At 71.9% G+C, this 20,010-nt stretch carries 12 protein-coding genes; 9 read left to right on the forward strand and 3 right to left on the reverse strand.

Annotated elements, in window-relative coordinates:
- Positions 1 to 241 precede the first annotated feature (241 nt).
- From MPTA5024_RS07215 to MPTA5024_RS07245, 8 genes are all read left to right on the forward strand, one after another.
- Positions 242 to 484 (forward strand): MbtH family protein, encoded by a 243-nt coding sequence (locus MPTA5024_RS07215; RefSeq protein WP_036320955.1) that lies wholly within the window; start codon positions 242 to 244, stop codon positions 482 to 484.
- A 23-nt stretch (positions 485 to 507) separates the two neighbouring features.
- Entirely contained in the window at positions 508 to 627 is a 120-nt protein-coding gene (locus tag MPTA5024_RS44585; RefSeq protein WP_157099414.1) for a hypothetical protein, read from the forward strand.
- Positions 628 to 832: 205 nt separating this feature from the next.
- The gene (locus MPTA5024_RS07220) at positions 833 to 1,627 is read left to right on the forward strand and encodes a PIG-L deacetylase family protein (RefSeq protein WP_232326428.1); all 795 of its coding nucleotides are present in this window, start codon (positions 833 to 835) and stop codon (positions 1,625 to 1,627) included.
- 93 nt (positions 1,628 to 1,720) lie between these two features.
- Positions 1,721 to 3,364: a hypothetical protein gene (locus MPTA5024_RS07225; RefSeq protein WP_036320957.1), complete on the forward strand. Its 1,644-nt coding sequence runs from the start codon at positions 1,721 to 1,723 to the stop codon at positions 3,362 to 3,364.
- A gap of 7 nt (positions 3,365 to 3,371) precedes the next feature.
- Positions 3,372 to 3,554, forward strand: coding sequence for a hypothetical protein (locus MPTA5024_RS07230; RefSeq protein ID WP_157099317.1), 183 nt, complete (start codon positions 3,372 to 3,374; stop codon positions 3,552 to 3,554).
- Between the two features lie 32 nt (positions 3,555 to 3,586).
- Positions 3,587 to 5,182 carry an amino acid adenylation domain-containing protein gene (locus MPTA5024_RS07235; RefSeq protein ID WP_084369473.1) on the forward strand — a complete coding sequence of 532 codons (1,596 nt, stop codon included), beginning with the start codon at positions 3,587 to 3,589 and terminating at the stop codon, positions 5,180 to 5,182.
- Positions 5,183 to 5,240: 58 nt separating this feature from the next.
- Positions 5,241 to 6,194 (forward strand): FAD-dependent oxidoreductase, encoded by a 954-nt coding sequence (locus tag MPTA5024_RS07240; protein ID WP_198166992.1) that lies wholly within the window; start codon positions 5,241 to 5,243, stop codon positions 6,192 to 6,194.
- Complete coding sequence (locus tag MPTA5024_RS07245) at positions 6,188 to 10,969, forward strand: non-ribosomal peptide synthetase (protein ID WP_051457807.1); 4,782 nt, start codon at positions 6,188 to 6,190, stop codon at positions 10,967 to 10,969. The genes MPTA5024_RS07240 and MPTA5024_RS07245 overlap by 7 nt, the downstream gene beginning before the upstream one ends.
- A 10-nt stretch (positions 10,970 to 10,979) precedes the next feature.
- On the opposite strand, the gene MPTA5024_RS07250 is transcribed toward MPTA5024_RS07245, so the two are convergent.
- A complete protein-coding gene (locus MPTA5024_RS07250) occupies positions 10,980 to 11,753 on the reverse strand; it encodes a hypothetical protein (RefSeq protein WP_198166993.1) in 774 nt (257 codons plus the stop codon).
- Between the two features lie 77 nt (positions 11,754 to 11,830).
- Between MPTA5024_RS07250 and MPTA5024_RS07255 the strand changes: the two genes are divergently transcribed.
- Positions 11,831 to 15,589, forward strand: coding sequence for an NAD-dependent epimerase/dehydratase family protein (locus MPTA5024_RS07255; RefSeq protein ID WP_036320968.1), 3,759 nt, complete (start codon positions 11,831 to 11,833; stop codon positions 15,587 to 15,589).
- Here the strand turns inward: MPTA5024_RS07255 and MPTA5024_RS07260 are convergent.
- Both MPTA5024_RS07260 and MPTA5024_RS07265 read right to left on the reverse strand, forming a co-directional pair.
- Positions 15,583 to 19,653: an nSTAND1 domain-containing NTPase gene (locus MPTA5024_RS07260; protein ID WP_036320970.1), complete on the reverse strand. Its 4,071-nt coding sequence runs from the start codon at positions 19,651 to 19,653 to the stop codon at positions 15,583 to 15,585. The genes MPTA5024_RS07255 and MPTA5024_RS07260 overlap by 7 nt on opposite strands.
- Positions 19,640 to 19,999: a CU044_2847 family protein gene (locus MPTA5024_RS07265; RefSeq protein WP_036320972.1), complete on the reverse strand. Its 360-nt coding sequence runs from the start codon at positions 19,997 to 19,999 to the stop codon at positions 19,640 to 19,642. The genes MPTA5024_RS07260 and MPTA5024_RS07265 overlap by 14 nt, the downstream gene beginning before the upstream one ends.
- Positions 20,000 to 20,010 lie beyond the last annotated feature (11 nt).

The following is a 20,010-nucleotide window of genomic DNA, read 5'->3' on the forward strand; positions in this document are numbered from 1 at the left end:
TCTTTCGCCGGGCTGCGAAACAAGACCGCGAACTGCCGGCCCGCCCCGCACCTGGCCTCTCACGCATCATCGACGCACTCCTTCGTGACGGTGACAGCCGTGCTCGACGACGCTTTCGGCAAGCCCTTATCATCCGATTGCACGAGCCTGTCGCGAGACGTGGCACACAACCGAACAGATATATATGGCCGTGACGTGCCAACGCGAACTTCTCCTGACTCCTCGAGAGGGTGACCGCGCCATGAGCAATCCCTTCGATGATCCAGACGGCACGTTCCTCGTCCTGGTCAACGAAGAAAATCAGCACTCGCTCTGGCCGGCTTTCGCCGATGTGCCCAGTGGCTGGCGCGTCGTGCTGGAGGAGACCGGCAGGGAGCCGGCCCTGACCTACATCGCCGAGAATTGGACCGACCTGCGGCCCAAGAGCCTGGTGGAGTCCATGAACACCGCCGCCGGGCCCCCTGAGCGAATGAGCCCTGAGTGAGAAACTGAAGCGGCAAGGTCGCAATATTCAGGGATGACTGGGGCGTTCCACACATCCACGCCGACAACGACGACGCCGCCAGCGATGGGCTCGGCTGGACTCCAGAATGGACAGCAGATCCTTCTCGGCGAAGCGGCCGGTGAGCGCGGCGGTACCCGGCGCCCGGTCCGCCTGCGCCGTCGATACGGCTTGGGCAGGGCGCCGGCTTCGGCCACCGGGCAGGGGCGACCGGACTCACACCGGCGAGGGACGACGGGCTCACGGACACGACGATGAGCTGCTCACGCAGCCCCACCTCCTGGGCGCACGAAAAACACTCATTGACCGGAAAATGCCCTGGCGGTGACGATGCTGGGCATGAATCCTGATTCGAAGACGGTCGTCATTTCTCCGCATCCCGATGACGCGGTGCTGTCCTGCTGGGACGTTCTCACCCGGCCGGACACCCGCCGCGTCGTGACGGTCTTCTCCGGCATCCCCGACTCCAACGCCCGGCTGTCGGCCTGGGATCGGCTGACCGGAGCATCCGATCCCGCCGCCCGAGCATCGGAACGCAGGGAGGAGGACCGCAGGGCCCTCGCCATCGCGGACTGCACGCCGACCCACCTCGACTTCCTCGGTTCCACGCACCGCACCGACGCCCTCGACACGGCGGCGCTGCGCGCCGCGATCCGCCGTGCGGTCGCCGACGCGGACGTCATGTGGATTCCGGCGGCCATCGGCGGCCATCGCGACCACATCGCGGCCCGTGACGCGGCGCTCGACGTCAGAGGGTCACGGACCTGCTTTCTCTACGCCGATCTGCCCTATGCGGCGAGGTTCGGCTGGCCCGTCGGTCATCCGAACCTCGACGTCAAGGGCTGGCTCACCGCGCAGGCGACCGGAATTCCCGGGAACTCCCTCATTTCCGAGGAATACCGCACCACTCTGCTCTCCGATTCGAAATGGGCATCCAAAATCGCCGCCCTGAAGGAGTACCGGAGCCAGTTCGCGGCGCTGAGGGCGGCTGCGGAAAACGGATTCCCGACAGGGCCGGAATGGGCCTACGAGGTATTCTGGCCGATCCAGCTCAAGTCTCCAGCGATTGATCCTCTATTGGACGGCGAAGGACGCGTGGTACCGTCTCCGCGCAGCACTCGGTGACGGGGGACGCATGCCGGACGCACAGCCGCACGACGAATCCCTGCCCGAAGATCTGGCCGAAGATCTGGCCGAGGTTCTGCGGATGGCGGCGCTGTGACGGTGCTCTTCTGCTTCAAGAGCAGACACGGTCTCGGTAACGCCCGGCGAACCGTCCTGATCGCGCGGGCCCTGTCCGAACTCGCGCCCGGCATGAGGATCGTCCTGATGGGCCAGGGACGCCCCGCCCTCCTGCTGCGTGGCTGCGGATTCCCTGTGGTGAACCTGCCGATCCTCGACCGCCTGCCCAACGACGCCCTGGACGCCGCCTATCTCAGCCTGCTGAAGGCACTCGTGATCAGAATCTCTCCGTCGATCGTCGTGGAGGACACCTATCCCGACCCTCGGCACCTGTTCCTCGAACCGTTCCGCGATCTCCCGAAGGTCCTCGTCATGAGCGGGATGACCAGGGGCGCCTATCTCGAACGCCTGCGCCAGGACCGCCACTTCCGTCATTTCGACCGGATCCTGATCGCGAGAGAGCGGGGCGTCGTCCTCGCCGCGTCCGACCTCACACGCGCGACCCGGACGGTCCTCGACCACACCAGGGTCAGATTCTGCGGGCCGGTCTTCACGCTGCCGGACGCAGGCGAGGTCGCCGCGACCGCCGCAGCCTACTCCCCCGGCGGCGATCCGCTGGTCGTGGTCAGCGCCGGCGCGGGCGGCGACATCACCACCCAGGCCTATCCCGAGCGGCTCTTCGGCTCGATGGCCGAGGTGGCGGACCGCCTGCACCGGGACCGGGTCGCGGCCCGCGTCGTGATCGTGGCCGGGCCTCACTACCGCGGCGTGGAACCGCCGACGCCGCCGAACACCCTGTTCGTCCGATTCGCTCACGACCTCCCGGCTCTCCTGCACGCCGCACGCGTCGCGGTCATCCGGCCGGGCAGCAACGTACTGCGAGAAACCCTCTCGGGTCCGGCGACCACGATCGTCGCGCCCAACTTCAGCTGGGCCGAGGACCAGCGGGCGACCGCCGACCGGGTGGCCGGTTCGCTGCCCCAGGTCATGAGCGCCTCCCACGACGACCCGGACCACCTGCACGAGCTGACACTCGCCGGGCTCTCCGGCCCACCACGGCCGCCGTGGTCCGAAGCACGGGCCTCCTCGGCCGGCGTCATCGCCGCGGAGATCCTCGCGACGCTCGAGGAGCGGATGCCGATCCGCCCATCATGCTTCCTCTACATCAGCGGGCTCGGCACGGCCGAACGGCGCGCGACCGTCGAACGCCTCCTCCCGGGGATCCCCTGCGACGGCGACGACCCTCGGATCCGCCTGTTCAGCACCGTGCCGGGAGTGGACACGTCCCCCGCCGTCCTCCACGACGACGGTGTCCGGCTCCTGCTCATCCCCTCGGGTGAGTCCGCCGATTCCCGGCACGGCGTCAACTACGACCCCGGCTACGGTTACGACCTTCCGGTGTGGCGGAGGGCCCATCACCCCGCCGACCACGGGTTGGCCGTCGCGGAGGTACACCATCTGCGGGCGCTGCAGGGCGCTCCGGGCGCGCTCGCCTACCGGCTGGCACGGTCGCGCGAACAGACGGCGCTGCCCGCGGTCTGGATCGACCTGCGGGCGGTCGCCGATTCCGCCCTGCCCTCCTACACCGCGGCGCTGGCGGCGGCGCTCGCCGAAAGCGGCTGCCGTGGGGCGTCCGTCACGGAATTCATCGACCACCACGTGTCCGATCAGCTGATGTGAGGTGCCCGTGCCGTCCGAGGACGTCATCGTCGAGTTCAGCGTCCGCAGCGCGGGTCCGCGCATGGAAGAGGTCGCCGACCTCGTGATGTCGCTGCTGGAGACCGGAGCGATCCAGATGGTCGACTTCGGCGAGGAGGACGATCCGTCCCTGGTCAGAGCCGTCGGCTACGCCCCGGAGGATGCCGGCTGACCGATGCGGCAGAGCCACCGTGGCGACACGTGATGGGCCGAGAGCTAAGGACGACGACACTCGTGAACATCGTGGATGGTTTTCTCAGGACCGCCGAGGGCTCACCCGATGCCGTCGCGGTCTCGTGCGATCGACAGTCACTCACATATCGAGAGCTCGCCGAGATCTCCGGCGGGATCGCCCGGAGCCTCCGCTCCGCGGGTCTGGGGCGCGGCGACGTCGTGGGCCTGTCTGTGGGACGCTCCGTGAACCTCGTCGCCGCCATGCTCGGCGTTCTTCGGTGCGGGGCGGCCTACACCTTCCTCGATCCCGGCCATCCCCCGGCGAGGACCCGGCTCATCGTCGAGGACGCGTCCATCCGGCTGGTGATCGTCGATGGGCCGCTGAGCGTCCCGGCCGGCCTTGGAGTGAGGAAGCTCGATCTCAGCCGCCAGGGAAGACCGGACGCCGGTTCCGGATCGTTCCCCGAAGGTCTCGAGCGTGGAGATCGCCGGGCGGTCGCGGACGACCCCGCGTACGTCATCTACACCTCGGGCACCACGGGAACCCCCAAGGGGGTGGTGGTCACCCACGGGAACGTCCTGGCGCTCATGAGCGGCGCGGCCGAGGTCCTCACCTTCGGCTCGGGGGACGTCTGGTCCGTCTTCCATTCCGCGAGCTTCGACTTCTCCGTGTGGGAGATCTTCGGCGGGCTGCTGACCGGGGGGAGGCTGGTCATCGTCCCCGACGCGGCGCTCTACTCACCGATGGACCTGCTCGCCCTGCTGGAAACCGAGAGCGTGTCGGTCCTGAGCCAGATTCCGTCGATCTTCCGTCATCTCGTCAACGCCTACGAGCGCTCGGACCGGCCGGCCCTCGCGCTCAAGATGATCGTCTTCGGCGGCGAGGCGATCGATCGCTCCTCCCTCCTCAGGTGGGCGCGCCTGTATGACGGCTCGGCGCAGCTCATCAACATGTACGGCATCACCGAGACCACGGTCCACGCCACCTGGCACCGCCTCACCGAAGCCGACCTCGTGGACCTCCAGGCGCCCACTCCGATCGGCCTGCCCCTCCCCCATCTGGGCGTCCTGCTGCTGGACGCCACGGGACGACGGGTGCCGGACGGCGAGGCGGGCGAGATCTGGATCTACGGCTCCGGCGTGGCACTCGGCTATCTGAACCGTCCGGAGCTCACCCGCGAGCGCTTCCGAGAGATCCAGGTCGACGGTGAGACCGTGCGCGCTTACCGGAGCGGCGACCTCGGCAGGAGGCTGACCACCGGAGTCCTGGAGTATCTCGGGCGCATCGACGACCAGGTGAAGGTCCGCGGCCATCGGATCGAGCTGGGTGAAGTCGAGTCCGTCCTACGGGCGCATCCCTGGGTCCTTGACGCCGCGGCCTGCGTCAAGAGGTCGACGGAGTCCTTGATCGCCTTCGTCGTGCTCCGTGAGGCACCCGACCACGAGTCCGCCAAGTCGATCACGAAGGAGCTCCGCGCGTTCCTGGTGGCCCGCCTCCCCGGGCAGTCGGTCCCTTCCGCTGTTCACGCGATCGACCGCCTTCCGCGCCTCACCTCGGGCAAGCTCGACCGCAACGCCCTCGCCGGACTCCGCTCCCCGGGCCGGACCAAAGCGCATGAGGGATAAGAAGCGATCTGGATCACGAGGAATGTCGCTCTTATGCTTATTTGCTATGGGGACCCCCGTGAAGGTTCTGGTCGTCGGCAGCGGCGTGAGCGGGTTGAGCTGCGCGATCACCCTCGCGGAAAACGGCTTCGAGGTCCTCGTGGTCACCGCCGAGGACATCCTGAAAACGACTTCCGCATTCTCAGGAGCCATGTGGACGCCGCATCCGGTCGGCCCCGCAGCGCAGATCCTCCGCTGGGCGACTCAGACCTACCGGGAACTCGCGTCGATCTCCGAGAGCGACGACGCGGGCGTACGGATGCTCAGCGGTGTGAACGCCGCCCGGGAACCGGTGGATGATCCTCCCTGGGCTGCCCGGTGCACGCCGATCCGGCGCGTCCCGGCGGCGGACCTGCCGGACGGTTACGCCGACGGCTTCACGTTCGTCGCACCAGTCGTGGACATGCCGCGGTACCTCACCTACCTGCGGGAACGGCTGGCGCACGCCGGGGGCCGCGTGAAGAGGGCAGTGCTCGGCTCGCTCGGCGAGGTCCTCGACGCCGCACCCATCGTCGTCAACTGCGCGGGGCTCGGCGCCCGCGAGCTGGTCCCGGACGCCACGATGCGAGGCGTCCGGGGCGAGCTGGTGGTCACCACCAACCCGGGAATCGACCGATTTTTCGCCGAGATCTCAGAATCGGCCGAGGAAATGCTCTACATCTATCCGCACGCCTCGACCGTCGTGCTCGGGGGAATCGCGGTCGAGGACGAGGACGCCCGGCACCGCCCCGAGGAAGCCGAGGCGATTCTGAAACGGTGCGCCGCGGTCGAATCGCGTTTGAACGGCGCGGAGATTCTGGGATTCCGCACAGGGATAAGGCCCGCGCGGCCGGTCGTCCGCGTCGAGGCCGAGGTGGTGGCGGGGACGACCGTGATCCATGACTACGGGCATGGGGGCGCTGGAGTGAGCCTGTCGTGGGGATGCGCCCGGACCGTACGTGAGCTGGCAGAGCTCGCGGGACAGGCATGGTGAGCAGGCTGGAGGACCTCTTCGCGGCGGCCGTCCGCGCCGGGCCCGGCCATCCCGCGATCACCGCGTTCGACGAGACGGTCTCCTACAGGGAGCTCGACGAGCGGGCCGAGGCCGTCCGCGCCGGGCTTCTCGACCGGGGCGCGCGGCCGGGCGACGCGGTCGTGGTGCGGCTGCCTCCGTCCATCGGACAGGTCGCGACGCTGATCGGGGTGCTGCGGGCGGGCTGCGTGCACGTCCCCTTGGAGCCGCGCCTGCCCGAGCAGCGGGCACGGCTGATGACGGACTCGGTGCGCGGCCGGTTCCTGGCCGCCCCGGACGGTCTCAGCGGTCCGTTCGGAGTGGGCGGGGGCGCCGAGCACGGCTCCGACGCGCTGGCCTACGTCACCTTCACCTCGGGCTCGACCGGCGTGCCCAAGGCCGTGGGGACGCCGCACGCGACCGCCGTCCACTATCTGCGGACGCTCATCGAGGCGGGCCACGTGGCGGCGGACGACCGGATCCTCCAACTGGCGGCGCCGTCGTTCGACGCGTCCGTCCGGGACACGCTCGGCCCGCTCGCGGCGGGCGCTCACCTCGTGATCGGGTCCGGGGATCCGGGACTGCAGCGCGACCTGCTGCGGAGGCACGCGGTGAGCGGCATCCTCGGGATCGTCCCGACGCTGCTGCGGCTGCTGGCCGACGGCGAGGGCCCGCCGTTCCCCGCGCTGCGGCGCGTCCTGGTCAGCGGGGAGCCGCTGACGGGAGCGGACGTCCGGAGGGTGCGGGAGGCTTTCCACCCGGGTGTGACAGTCGTCAATCTCTACGGGCCGACCGAGTGCACGATGACCACCACCGCCCACGTGATCGTCCCGGCCGACGATCCGTGCGACGGGCCCGTCCCCATCGGGCGGCCCCGAGCCGGAACCACGATCCGGCTGCTCGACGAGCGGCTGCGGCCCGTCCCCGACGGCACCGCCGGCGAGGTCTACATCGGCGGGCTCGGGGTCACCCGCGGTTATCTCGCCGATCCCGTCCGTACGGCCGAGCGCTTCGTCGCCGATCCCGCCGCGCCCGGGCAGCGCATGTACCGGACGGGCGACCTGGCGCGGCTCCGCCCGGACGGCGATCTGGAGTTCCTGGGCCGGGTGGACCGCCAGGTGAAGATCCACGGGCTCCGGGTGGAGCCGGGAGAGATCGAGGCGGCGCTGCGGGCCCATCCGGCCGTCCGGGAGGCCGCCGTCCTGGTGGAGGACGGGACGCTGCACGCGCATGTGGGCCACGGTTCGCACGCCGCCCCCGACGCCCGGGATCTGCGCGGCCATCTCCGGAGCCTGTTGCCCGAACCGCTGGTCCCCGCGTCGTTCTCCGTCGTGGCGGAGCTCCCCCGGACGGCCAGCGGCAAGCTCGACCGCCAGAGCCTGCGCGGGCCCGAGCGGCTCAGACCCGTCGGAGCCGCTCCCCGCGCCGGCTCAGAGGAGCCCGCGATGCTGGCCCTCTGGCGCGAACTGCTCATCGAGCCCGAGCTCGGGACCAGCGACGAGTTCTTCGTCTTCGGCGGGGACTCTCTCACCGCCCTGCGCCTGCTGACCCGCGTACGCGAACGTTGGGGGCGCGCCCTCACCACCACCGACCTGTTCGAGCATCCGACCGTCGCCGGGTTCACGGCCCTCCTGGCGGCGGCGGAACCGCTCCCGCCTCGCCTTCCGGCCGCCTCCCCCGACCCGAGGACCCTGTCGTTCGCGCAGGAACGTCTCTGGTTCTTCGAGCAGCTCCTGCCTGGCACCCCGCTCAACACCATCCCGATGGGGTTCCTCACCGACGGGGAGCTGGACCGGGAGGCCCTGGAGGGAGCGCTGCGCGGGCTCATGGCCGCACATGCGGAACTGCGCGGCGGCTTCCTGTCCGAGCACGGCCGGCCGGTGCGACGCCGGCGAGACGACGAGGCCGTGACGGTCCGGGTTCTGCCGTCGGACGATCCCGTCGCCTCGATGAACGAGCTGGCCTCGCACCCCCTCGACCTCGAGAACGGCCCCCTCCTGGATCTCACCGTCTTCGAGCGGGCGGGCCGGACGGTCGGCCTGCTGATGCGTGCCCACCATCTGGTCTCGGACGCCTGGTCCGTCGAACTGATCCTCAAGGACCTCTCCCGGGCCTATGCGGCGCGCCGGCCCGGCCCGTCCCGGCCTGCCCCGGTCGAGTACTCCGACCACGTCGCCCGGCAGCGGGCATGGCTCACCGCAGAGCAGGTGGAACGGCACCTGCGGTTCTGGCGGGCGGAACTGCACGACGCTCCCCAGACGATCGACCTGCCGACCGACCGGCGACGCCCCGCCGTCCGGGAGTACCGGGGAGGCATGAGGGTCTCCCGCGTCCCGGCGGACGTCCTCGCCTCGGCCGAGACGTTCGCGCGCGCCGAGGGCACGACCCTGTTCACCGTGCTGCTGTCGGCGTGGGCCGCGCTCCTGCACCGCTACAGCGGCCAGGACGACCTGGTGATCGGCGTCCCGATGTCGGGCCGCACCGACGTCGCCTACGAGTCCGTCACCGGCCTGTTCGTCAACACGCTGCCGATCCGGCTGAGGCTGGACGGCTCCCTGGAGTTCGCCGGCCTGGTCGCGCGGGTCCGGACGGCCCTGGCCCGGGCCCTGGACCATCAGGACTTCCCGTTCGAACGCCTCGTGGAGGAGCTGCGGCCGCCGCGTGACCTTTCGCACGGGCCGCTGTTCCAGGTGCTCGCCGACTACCAGGTCGCTCCCGTCCCCGACCTGCCGGGGCTGAGCCTCACACCCGTCGACGTCCACACCGGGATGGCCCGATTCGACCTGTCGGTGACGTTCTCGCGGCGTGGCGACGCCGTCGACGCCGTCCACACCTACGACGCGGCGCTGTTCGACGCCTCGACGGTCGAGCGTATGACCGGTCACCTGTTCCGGCTGCTCGGTTCCGCCGTACGCGACGGCCGCCGACCTCTGATGCTGCTCGATCTGCTCTCTCCCGAGGAGCGCGACGAACTGACCAGGGGGCCGCGCTCCCCCGAGGTCGCGCCGCCGCTGGTGGTCCCCGCGTTCCTCCGGTGGGCGCGGGAGGCGCCGGAGCGCGTCGCGATCGTCGGCGAGGACCGCCGGGTCACCTATGGGGAGCTCGCCGGGACGGCCGGCGCGGTCGTCGGCCTGCTCGAACGGCGGGGCGCGCCGCCGGAGACCCCCGTGGCCGTCATCGCCGATCCGGGCCCGGACCTCGTCGGGGCGCTGCTCGGAGTCCTGGCGGCGGGGGCCGCGTACGTGCCGCTGGATCCCGCGTATCCGCCCGCGCGGATCGCCGCCGCCGCCCGGGACGCTGGAGCGGCGATCGCCCTGGTGCAGGAGCGATACGCCGGGCTCGTCCCGACCGGGATCGAGACACGCGTGATCCCGCGCGGTGACGGGCCGCTCCACACGGCCGAGTCCGGGAGGGAGCGGCTCGCCTACGTGATCCACACGTCCGGATCGACTGGACTGCCGAAGAGCGTCGAGGTCACCCACGGGGCGCTGGCCAACGTCCTCGGCGGGATGGCGGAGATCGTCGGCTTCTCCTCCGACGACGTGCTGCTCGCCGTCACGACCGTCTCGTTCGACATCGCCGCGCTCGAACTGTTCCTGCCGCTGATGCGCGGCGGCCGCGTGGTGACCGCCTCCCGCGAGCAGAGCCGCGACCCGGTCGCCTTACGGACTCTCGCGGCCGAGACGGGCGCGACGGTCATGCAGGCCACCCCCGCGACCTGGAGGGCCTTCACCGGGGCGGCCGGACCCGCCCCGGCGCTGAGGGTCGCGCTCTGCGGCGGCGAGGCCCTCCCGCCCGATCTGCTGCCGGGCCTGTTCTCCGTCGCCGACGAGGTCCGCAACGTGTACGGCCCGACCGAGACCACGATCTGGTCGACGACCGCGCTTCTGACGAAGACCGGGCCGGTCTACCTCGGCGACCCGATCGCCCACACCCGTGTCCTGGTCCTGGACGCCGCGCTGGCCCCGGTGCCGCCCGGTGTGGCGGGCGAACTCTACCTCGGCGGCGCGGGCGTGGCCCGCGGCTACCGAGGCCGCGCGGACCTGACGGCCGAACGGTTCGTCCCCGACCCGTTCGCCGCCGAGCCCGGAGCCCGCATGTACAGGACGGGCGACCGGGTGCGACGCGACGCGGCGGGCACCCTGTTCTTCCTCGGCCGAAGCGATCGGCAGGTCAAGATCAACGGCTTCCGGATCGAGCCGGGCGAGGTCGAGGCCGCCCTGACCAGCCATCCTTCGATCGTCGGCGCGATCGCCGCGCCGGCACGCTCACCCGACGGCACGGCACGACTGGTCGCCTACCTCGTCACCCGTGACGGACTGCGTCTGCCGGTGGAGGAGGTCCGCGCCCACGTGGCGGCCACGCTCCCCGCACACATGGTGCCGTCGGTCGTCGTCCCCCTGGAATCCGTGCCGCTGACCCTCAACGGGAAGGTCGACCTGGCGGCGCTGCCGGACCCGGGAACGGCCCGTCCCGCACTCAGCACCTCCTACACGCCGCCCGCACCAGGACCGCAGGCACGGCTCACCGGAATCTGGTCGCAGGTGCTCGGCGTCGAGCGGATCGGGGTCCATGACGACTTCTTCGCGCTCGGCGGCAACAGCCTGCTGGCGATCCAGGTCATCGCCCGGGTCAACGAGGCGTTCGGGACCGGGCTGCCGCTCCAGCCGCTCTTCGCCGACCCGACGGTCGCGGGCCTGGCCCGGCACGTCGAGGAGGACCTCATTCTGCGAATGCTCGACGAGCCGGCGCCGTGACGGCGGCAGGTCAGCCCTCGACGGTCAGGGTCCACTCGACGACACCGGACGGTGGTACGACCGCGGCCTCCTCCGGGCCCGCCAGTGCCAGGGTGGGACAGTACCCCACCATTGGTTCGATTCCGATGTTCCGGTACGGGGCCTGCTCGGGGAATCCGCCGAGGTTCCGCCAGACGGAGATCCCGTATGGCTGGCCCTCGACGGCCACCGACATGGTGAGGGCGTCGGCGCCGTCCCGGACGGTCACCGAGTCCACCCACGGAACGATGATCATCAGGGCGCTGCCGTCGTCCGGCCCGAGGACGCTGAGGTCGCTGTCGTGGTAGTCGGGCCAGACGGTCGGCGTCGAGGTGCCGGGGGCGTTGACCCAGATGTGATTGCCGCGGGGCAGGTCGACCACCGCTCCTTCGGCCAGGTCGACGAGCGCGTGGCCGGCCCAGATGAAGCGCCATCCGGGTTCGGCCTCCAGCCGGTACTCGCCGGTCACCTGACGTCCGGTGGTGATCCGGCGGCTCAGCCGGAACTCCTCCGCCTCGACGGACATCCAGCCGTCGGACTCACTCCACGGACGGCTCCAGGCGTCCCCGTGGTCGGGCAGGCCGGCGATGGTGGGCAGGCACTCCTCCAGGCCTCCGGCGTCGACGAAGGCGTCGCCCGGCCTGACGTCCGCGCGTCCCGGGGCGTCCCGGCGCCACAGCCATTCGCGTCCGCTCCTGCCGCGCAGCGACCGCCACCGGCCCCCCAGGGCGGGCTCGATCTCGACCGTCATCTCCGCACCGTCCACGCGCCCGCCTTCCGAGGCCTGAACACCACCGTCCCGCCGATGCTAACCGCTCGCACCGAGCCAGAGGAGGGCTTCCGATGCCGACGGACAGCGACGACGAGCGCCTGGCGGCGCTGCGCGCCCGGCTCACCCCCGACCAGCTCGAAACGCTGCGCCGGCGCCTCGGCGCAGACGCCCTCCCACCCGTGGCCGAACCGCCCGCGACACCGGCGACGCCCGCGGAGGGCACCGGGGAACGGCCGCTGTCGGCCACCGAGCGGCGGTTCTGGTTTCTGGAACGGCTGGCGCCCGGGACGGGTCGCTATGTGATCCCCGTCGCCTTCGAGCTCACCGGCCGGATCGATGAGGAGGCGCTGCGGAGCGCGTTCACCCGTGTCGTCGCCCGGCATCCCGTGCTCCGCTCGGTGTACCGCGAGCGACGAGGCGTGCCCTACGCGCTGATCTCCGACGGTCCGGCGCCGGCCTTCCGCACGACCGGCCCGGGGCCGGTCGAGGCCGGCGCGCTCGCCCGCGCCCTGGCCGCCGAACCTCTCGACGTGGAGAACGGCCCGCTGCTCGAGGTCGACCTGTTCCTCCGCGAGGGAGGCGCGATTCTGCTGCTGCGCGTCCACCACATGGTCGCCGACGGGGCGGCGGTGCAGCTGATCCTCGACGAGGTCTCCGCCCTCTACGGCGGGGCGGACGCCGAGCCGGAACCGGCTCCGGACTACACACGCTACATCGCCTGGCAGGAGGCGCTCCCGCAGGAGGCGTCCGCGGCGTTCTGGCGGGACGAGCTGTCCGGCGCGGACTTCTCGTTGGACCTGCCCACGGACGCCCCTCGGCCCGCGGTCTCCACCGGCACGGGAGCCGAACTGCGGTACCGCCTGCCGCCAGAGGCCGCGGCGGCCTGCCGTGGCCTGGCGCGACGGCACTCCGCGACCGTCTTCATGGCGCAGCTCGCGATCCTCGCGGCCCTGCTCTCGCGGTACACCGGCCGCCGCGACCTGGTGATCGGGGTCCCGGTGTCGGGGCGGACGCGGACCGGCTGGGAGCGGCTGGTCGGCCTGCTGGTCAACACCGTGCCCGTCCGGATCCGGCTGGCGCCCCGGATCACCGCCCACGAGCTGACGGCCGAAGTCCGCGACGCCTGCCTGCGCGCATTCTCCCACCAGGACCTTCCGCTGGACCACCTGCTCCGCGCGGCGGCCCATGGCCGCCCGGCCGCGGACGCGCGGACGTTCCAGATCCTGGCCGACGCCCAGACGCCCTTCCGCCTCGACCTGAAAACGATCACCTGCCGGGGGCTGCCCGTCGACACCGGCACCAGCAAGGTGGATCTCGCCTTCTCCTTCCAGGACGACGGCGTCGTCGTCTCCTACGACCGCGACCTGTTCGGCCTTCCGTTCGTCGAACGCCTCATGGGGCATTTCGTCCGGCTCGCGGTGGCCGCCGCGAGCACCCCGGACGCACCGATCCTCGGGATCGGCCTGGAGCCCGCGCCGCCCGTCCGGCGGGAGCCTCCGAGCACGGAGACGGTCTCCGCGCTCATCGCCCGGCACGTGGCCCTCGACCCGGCCGCCCCGGCGGTCGTATCCGAGACGGTCACCCGGACCTACGCCGCGCTCGACGACCGCGCCGACCGGATCGCCCACCTTCTGCGGACCGAGGGAGCGGCCACCGGCATCCCGGTCGCCGTCCGCATGGACCCGTGCCTCGAACTCCCCGAGGTGCTCCTCGGCGTGCTGCGGACGGGCGGCTGCTACCTCCCGCTCGACCCGGGTCCGACCGGGGACCGCGTCCTCGCAGGCGTACGGCCGCCCCTGATGGTCGCGCACAGGGCCCACGCGTCGCTGCCTCCCGCCTGCGACGGGACGCGCGTCATCGTCTGGGAGGAGCTGGAACCGCGTCTCACCGAGCGGCCCGAGGCGCCGCCGCCGCCCCATCCGGACGACCTCGCCTGCGTCCTCCCCACCACGGGCGGCGCTCCGCCGGCGGTCGAGATCACCCATCGTGGCATCGCCGGGCTGGTCCGAGAGACCCACCATGTCGAGGCCGGCCCCGGCCAGGTCTTCCTCCTGCTGGCCCCGCCGTCGTCTCCCGCGGCCGTCTTCGAACTCTGGGCTCCTCTCTGCACCGGAGCCGCGCTCGCGGTGCCGCCGCGCCGGCCGCTCACCGCCGCCGACCTAGGACCGGCCCTCAGAAGTCACGGCGTGACCGTGCTCTCGCTCACCGCGGAGCTCCTGCGGGAGGTCGCGCGCCGGCCCGGCGTCCTGTCCGGCCTCCGTCATCTCGTCATCGGCGGCGGGGTCCCCTCCCCCGACGAGCTCCGGGCCGTGCGGGACGCCGGCCTCCTCCGGGTGAGTCTCGTCCACGGAGTGGCCGAGACCACCGCCTTCGGCATCGCCGGCCGGGCCGGAACCGATCACCCGCTCCTGCTGGGCCGGCCGGTTCCCCCCGCCGAGGCCCATGTCGTGGACGACCTGCTGCACCCGTCGCCACCCGGTGTCCCGGGCAACCTGGCGATCTCCGGTCCCGGGTTGGCCCGCGGATACCACCGCGATCCGGTGGCTACGGCCGCCCGGTTCGTCGCCAACCCGTTCGGGCCCGGCCGGCTGTTCCTGACCGGCGACCGGGCCTCGCGGCGGTCCGACGGGCGGATCGAGGTCCTCGGCCGGGCGGAACCCGCCATGCCCGGGCCGGAGCCACGTCCGCAGGACCCGGCGCGGAACGACCGCGCGGAACAGGAGATCACCGCGATCTGGACGGACCTGCTCGACGTGGACGAGATCGAGCGCGACGACGACTTCTTCGACCTGGGCGGCCACTCGCTGCTCGCGATGACCCTGGTCGACCGCATCCGTGCCGGGCTCGGCGCGGAACTGCCGGTCAGGGCCGTCATGGAGCGCAGGACGATCGCCGGTCTCGCGGCCGCCGTGCGCGCTCTGGGGAGGCTGCCCGAACCGAGCCCGGCGGCGAGCGGCGACCTGGTCCTGCTGACGGGCGGAACGGGCATGACCGGCCGGTTCGTCGCGGCCGAGCTGAGACGGCGCGGGCTGCGCGTCCGGATGCTCACCCGGCAGCGGTCCCGGTCCCGCGCCGTGGAACTCGGCGGCGAACCCTTCATCGGCGACCTGGCGGACCCGGCGTCGCTGGCGGCCGCGCTCGACGGGGTCACGGCGGTCGTCCACGCGGCCACCACCTTCACCGAACCGCACATCGACGTCGCGGCCACGCGCACACTCCTCGACCGCTGGCCGGGTGGCCCGATGGTCTTCATCAGCAGCACCGACGTATACGGCGCCCCCACCGGAAGGGTCTGCGCCGAGGACGCCGCGACGCCCGGGGGATACTCGCCCTACGCCGACGGCAAGATCGAGTGCGAGCGGCTCATCGCCGCCTCGGGAGTCCCCTACAGTCTGCTCCGGCCGCCCTATGTCTGGGGTCCGGACCCGTACTGCCTCTGGCAGCTGCGGATGACGGCCTGCGCTCCACTGGCACGCGCCCACAGTACCGGCCGTCCCGTCGCGGCGCCCCGCGACCGGGGCCACGCGTGGGTCGACGCACGGGAACTGGCCTGGATCACGGCGGAATGCCTGACGAGGCCGACATCCGGCCCTCTCAACACGGTCGACGGGCACTTCTCCTGGTACGAGCTGGCCACCGAGGCCGTGGAACTGCTGGGGCTCGACTGCCCGGTGACGCCCGGCCACGCCGACGAGGAGGTGTATCTCGGCAACGGCCTGTTCGACTCCACTCTCTCCGCCCGGCTGCACGGGCCCCGGCCGATCCGGTCGTGGCGGGAGACCTTGGCCGAGGCGGCACGGCTCGGTGAGCGGTCACGGGCGGATCAGTGACGGTCCCAGAGCCGCTCGGAGCACGCCTCCCGCGCACTCTGTGCGAGTGCGGCGTCGTAGACGTCCAGGCTCGAATGGCCCGACAGCCGGTCACAGGCGAGTTTGAGGAAACCGCGCCAGCCCGCGCTCCAGGTCCGGACCGATCCGTCCGCCCCGCAGGTCACGAACGTGCGGCCGTCGCTCGCGGCCCTGATCCGCCAGACTCCCGCGGTGTGGGCGCGGACCGGTTCGCCGACCGGCAGGCCCTGAGCGTTCCAGAAGCGGATCATGCCGTCGGCTCCGCCGCTCAGCAGCAGCTCTCCGTCCGGTGAGAAGGCGAGCGCGTGGACGGCCGCCGTGTGCCCGAGGACCGGCTCACCCCGCGAGGTGACGCTCCCGTCCTCGTGCACGTCCCAGAACCGGATGGCCATGTCCCTGCCCGCCGTGACCAGCGTTCCGTCGGTCGGGTGGAACGCCACCGCGCGCACCTGGTGGTCGTGCGCCTCGACGGGCCCGCCCAGCGGGCGGCCGTCGCGGTCCCAGAGTCGCACCATCCGGTCGGCTCCGCCTGACGCGAGGGTCCGGCCGTCCGAGCTGAACTCCAGGGCGTAGACCTCACCGCCGTGCGCCGGAATCGCCGGGGAGAGCGCGCCTCCCTCCGGGTCCCAGAAACGTAGCGAGCCGTCAGAACCGCCGCTGACCAGTACGCCTCCGCCCGGGGCACCGGCCAGGATGTTCACCGCGCCCTGGCCGGTGGGCACAGGAGCGCGGAGCGGGCGCGCACGGGAGTCCCACAAGCGCAGCGAGCCGTCAGCGCCGCCGCTGACGATGAGGTCGCGAGCCGGGTCCGCGGCGAGATCGAAAACGAAACCCTCGTGGCCGATCCAGTCAGGGCCGACCTGCAGGCCGTCCCACGTCCATGCGCGGAGGGCGCCATCGGCGCTGCAGCTGATGATCAGCCGCTCGTCCTGGACGAGGACGACGCCGTTGACGTCGGAGCGGTGACCGGTCATGACCGCGTCGGGGCCATACCCGTCGCGGCTCCAGAGCCGGACGGTCCGGTCCGCGCCGCACGACCAGACCGAGCCACCGTCACGGCTGAACACGACGCCCGTCACCCTGGCCTCGTGGCCGACCATGGGTGAGGAGACCGGCCTGCCTCGCCGGTCCCAGAGCCGGACCGTCCGGTCGGCCCCGCCGGACACGATGGTCCGGCCGTCCGGGGAGTAGGCGACGGCCAGCACCGCGTCATCGTGGCCGGTGAACGCCGTGCCGCTCTGCCGGCCTCGCAGGTCCCACACACGGACCGTGCGGTCGGCGCCGCCCGACACCAGATGGCGGCCCTGCGGATGGAACGCCACGGACGTCACGTTCCCCTCATGGCCGCGGCTCTCCGCGAGCGGTGCTCCCTCCCGATCCCAGACGCGGACCGTCCGGTCGGCGCTCGCCGTCGCGAGGGTGGAACCGTCGGGTGAGAACGCCACCGACATCACGGCGTCCCCGTGGCCGGTGAACGGCTCGCCCACCTGGACACCGTGCGGATTCCACAGCCGGACCGTCCGATCCGCGCCCGCCGAGGCGATCAGTGAACCGTCCGGCGAGAACGCGACCGCCAAGACCGCGTCCTCATGACCGGTGAACGGCTCGCCCACCTGGACACCGTGCAGATTCCACAGCCGGACCGTCCGATCCGCGCCCGCCGAGGCGATCAGTGAACCGTCCGGCGAGAACGCGACCGCCAAGACCGCGTCCTCATGGCCCCCGAACGGAAGGCCGACCGGCAGTCCGCGTGCGTCCCAGAGGCGGATCGTCCGGTCGGCGCCCGCCGAGGCCGTCATCCGGCCGTCGGGGCTCACGGCGACGGCCGTGACCGGGGCCGTGTGTTCGGCGACCCGGTTCCGTTCCCGCGACGCCAGGAGCGCGGTGTGCAGACTGGTCTGGGCGGCCTCGACCATCGTCCCGGGCAGGGTCCGGAGATTGCGGATCATGCCGTCGACCGCGACAAGCAGGCCCGTCACGGGGACGAGCGGGACCAAGGTCAGGACACGCAGCGCCTGGTCTCGGACGCGCGACACGGCCAGCCGGGTCTCGGCCAGGGAACGCTGGCGCTGGGCCTCCTCGAGCGCCAGCCGCAGCCTGTCCTGCTCTGCCTCCCATGCCTGCGCGCTGCGCTCGATGTAGTCGCGCTGGGCTTCGGTGAGCGAAAGGGCGTGGGACTGCAGCCGTTCGCGGGCGGCGGTCAGGTCACGGCCGCGCAGCAGCCTGCCGTCGTCGAAGCCGTCGACGCCGTTGGAGAGCCACCAGCGCTCCCGTTGGCGCTCCAGATTCTGCAGCCAGACCAGGAAGCCCCGGTCCTCACGGATCCACATGCCGAGCGCGGGCCATTCACGGATCAGCGCGTCGTGGATCAGTTCGACGGTGTCGTCGTCGGCGCCGTCCCCCCTGCCCGTCACGACGAGACGCCGGTCCGCCAGGTACTGCACCATTCTGACGACGGCCGGCAGTTCGTCGTCGAAGGCGCAGAGTGAGGCCACCGTACGGCGCCGACGGCTGTCGGGGATGCCGTCGCGCTCGTCGCCCAGATGGACCAGGCCGATGAGGACCCGGCGTGCGAGCAGAACGCCGTCGTCGGCGAGACCGGTCAGGGCGGCGTCGGCCCACTGGGAGAGACCGCCGGTGAGGCCGCCGTTCCGCTCGTAGGCCGTGTGCTGCAGGACGCCGTCGCGGCGGTCCTCCCACAGACGGCTGAGGGCGAACTCCAGCAACGGCAGCGCGGTGCCCGCCGCGGCGCGCGGAACGGGCGACGGTATGAGACGGATCGCGTCGTCGGCGATGCGCTCCACGAGGCCGGGGTCGAAACGGAGACCGACGCGCCGTGCCGGCTCGTCGACGATCTCGACGAGCTCGCGGCGGTACAGCACCGGCGGGACGTTGCACAGGCCGTGTTCCAACGCGACCGCCAGGGTCGGGGCCTCCCGGACGAGCGTGCTGTAGAACTCGTCTCGCATCGTCAGGATCAGGGTGAGCGGTCCGCCGGACTCCAGCGCCGCGCCCAGCGAGGCCAGGAACGCCGCCCGCTCGGCGGGCTCGCCCTCGACGAAGACCTCTTCGAACTGGTCGATCACCAGGACGAGTCGGGCGCCCGCCGGACGGCTGCCGGCCCACCGGACGACCGTCCCCGCGAGATCGGACGCCGCCCCGCTGAGCTCGCCGTCCAGGACCCTCAGGTCGGCGGGCCGGGTCACCGCCGACTCCCAGCGGGCGGAACCGGCCACCTCGCCCCGCGCGAGCGCGGGCAGCAGACCGGCCTTCACCAGCGACGACTTGCCGCTTCCCGAGGGGCCGAGCACGGCCAGGAACCGCGGGTCCCGCCGGAGCGGCCCGAGCATCCGCTCAAGGGCCTCGCCCCGGCCGTGGAAGAACTCGGCGTCCTCGGTCTCGAACGCGGCCAGCCCTCGGTACGGGCGGACCTCCGAGACCGCCACCTCGGGGCAGAGCCGGGCGAGGGTCTCGGCGGGAACGGCGAACGCCGTCTGCGCGAGCCGCCCGTAGACGTCAGGGGAGGACAGTGACACGACCATGCCGATGACGCGCCGCGTCTGGATGTCGTACAGGGGGCCACCGCTGAACCCGGGCGTGATCTCGGCGGCCGACCCCAGCTGGAGGATCGGACGGCCGGACTCGTCCCGGATCCGGTCGACGACCTCGGCCGTGCCGGCCAGCCCGGCGACGGGCTTGAGCTCTGGGAAACCGAAGGTCGTGCACCGGTGTCCCGCCACCCCGTCCGTGGTGCCCAACGGGAGCTCCGTCACGCCCTCCGGGGGAGCTCCGATGAGTCGCAGGACCGCGGCGTCCCCGTCGTCCGGGGGGATCCAGCGGTCCGGCTCGACGATCGCCCGGATGACGTCGCCGCCCGCGGCGAACACCAGCTCGACCAGATCACCCGGGCCGGCGCCCGCGTACTGGACCACATGCGCGCAGGTGACGAGCAGCCTGTGCCCGGAGCTGAGAAGGAACGCCGTCCCGCTGGTGCCGTGGGGGCCGAGGACGCGGGCGACGGCGTGACGTGGCTCAGTCTCCGCCATCTGGTCCCGAGACGCTCTTCCAGAGGAGTTTCACCCGGTAGTTGGAATCGCCGCTGAGCTTTCCGATGGCGAAGTTGCCCATCTCGCCCGTGGCCTTCACGGAGAACTCGATCTCGACCTCATCGGGCACGTCCTCCAGGCGTTTGACCGCCCGCACGAACGCCCCGGCGTTCAACTCGATCAGGGTGGTCAGCGCGTCACCGAACCTCACCTGGGCCTGCGCGAGCCCGTCCTTGAGGCGGTCGCCCACCCCGGCCTTCACCATGCCGGGTACCTGCGCGGTCTCCCGGTCCGCCACCTCCACCAGGACGGGTGTCTCGTCGCCGTCGAACACCAGGTACGCCATCACGCTCCTCG

It is taken from the genome of Microbispora sp. ATCC PTA-5024 (assembly GCF_000511135.2).
GTDB lineage: Bacteria > Actinomycetota > Actinomycetes > Streptosporangiales > Streptosporangiaceae > Microbispora > Microbispora corallina.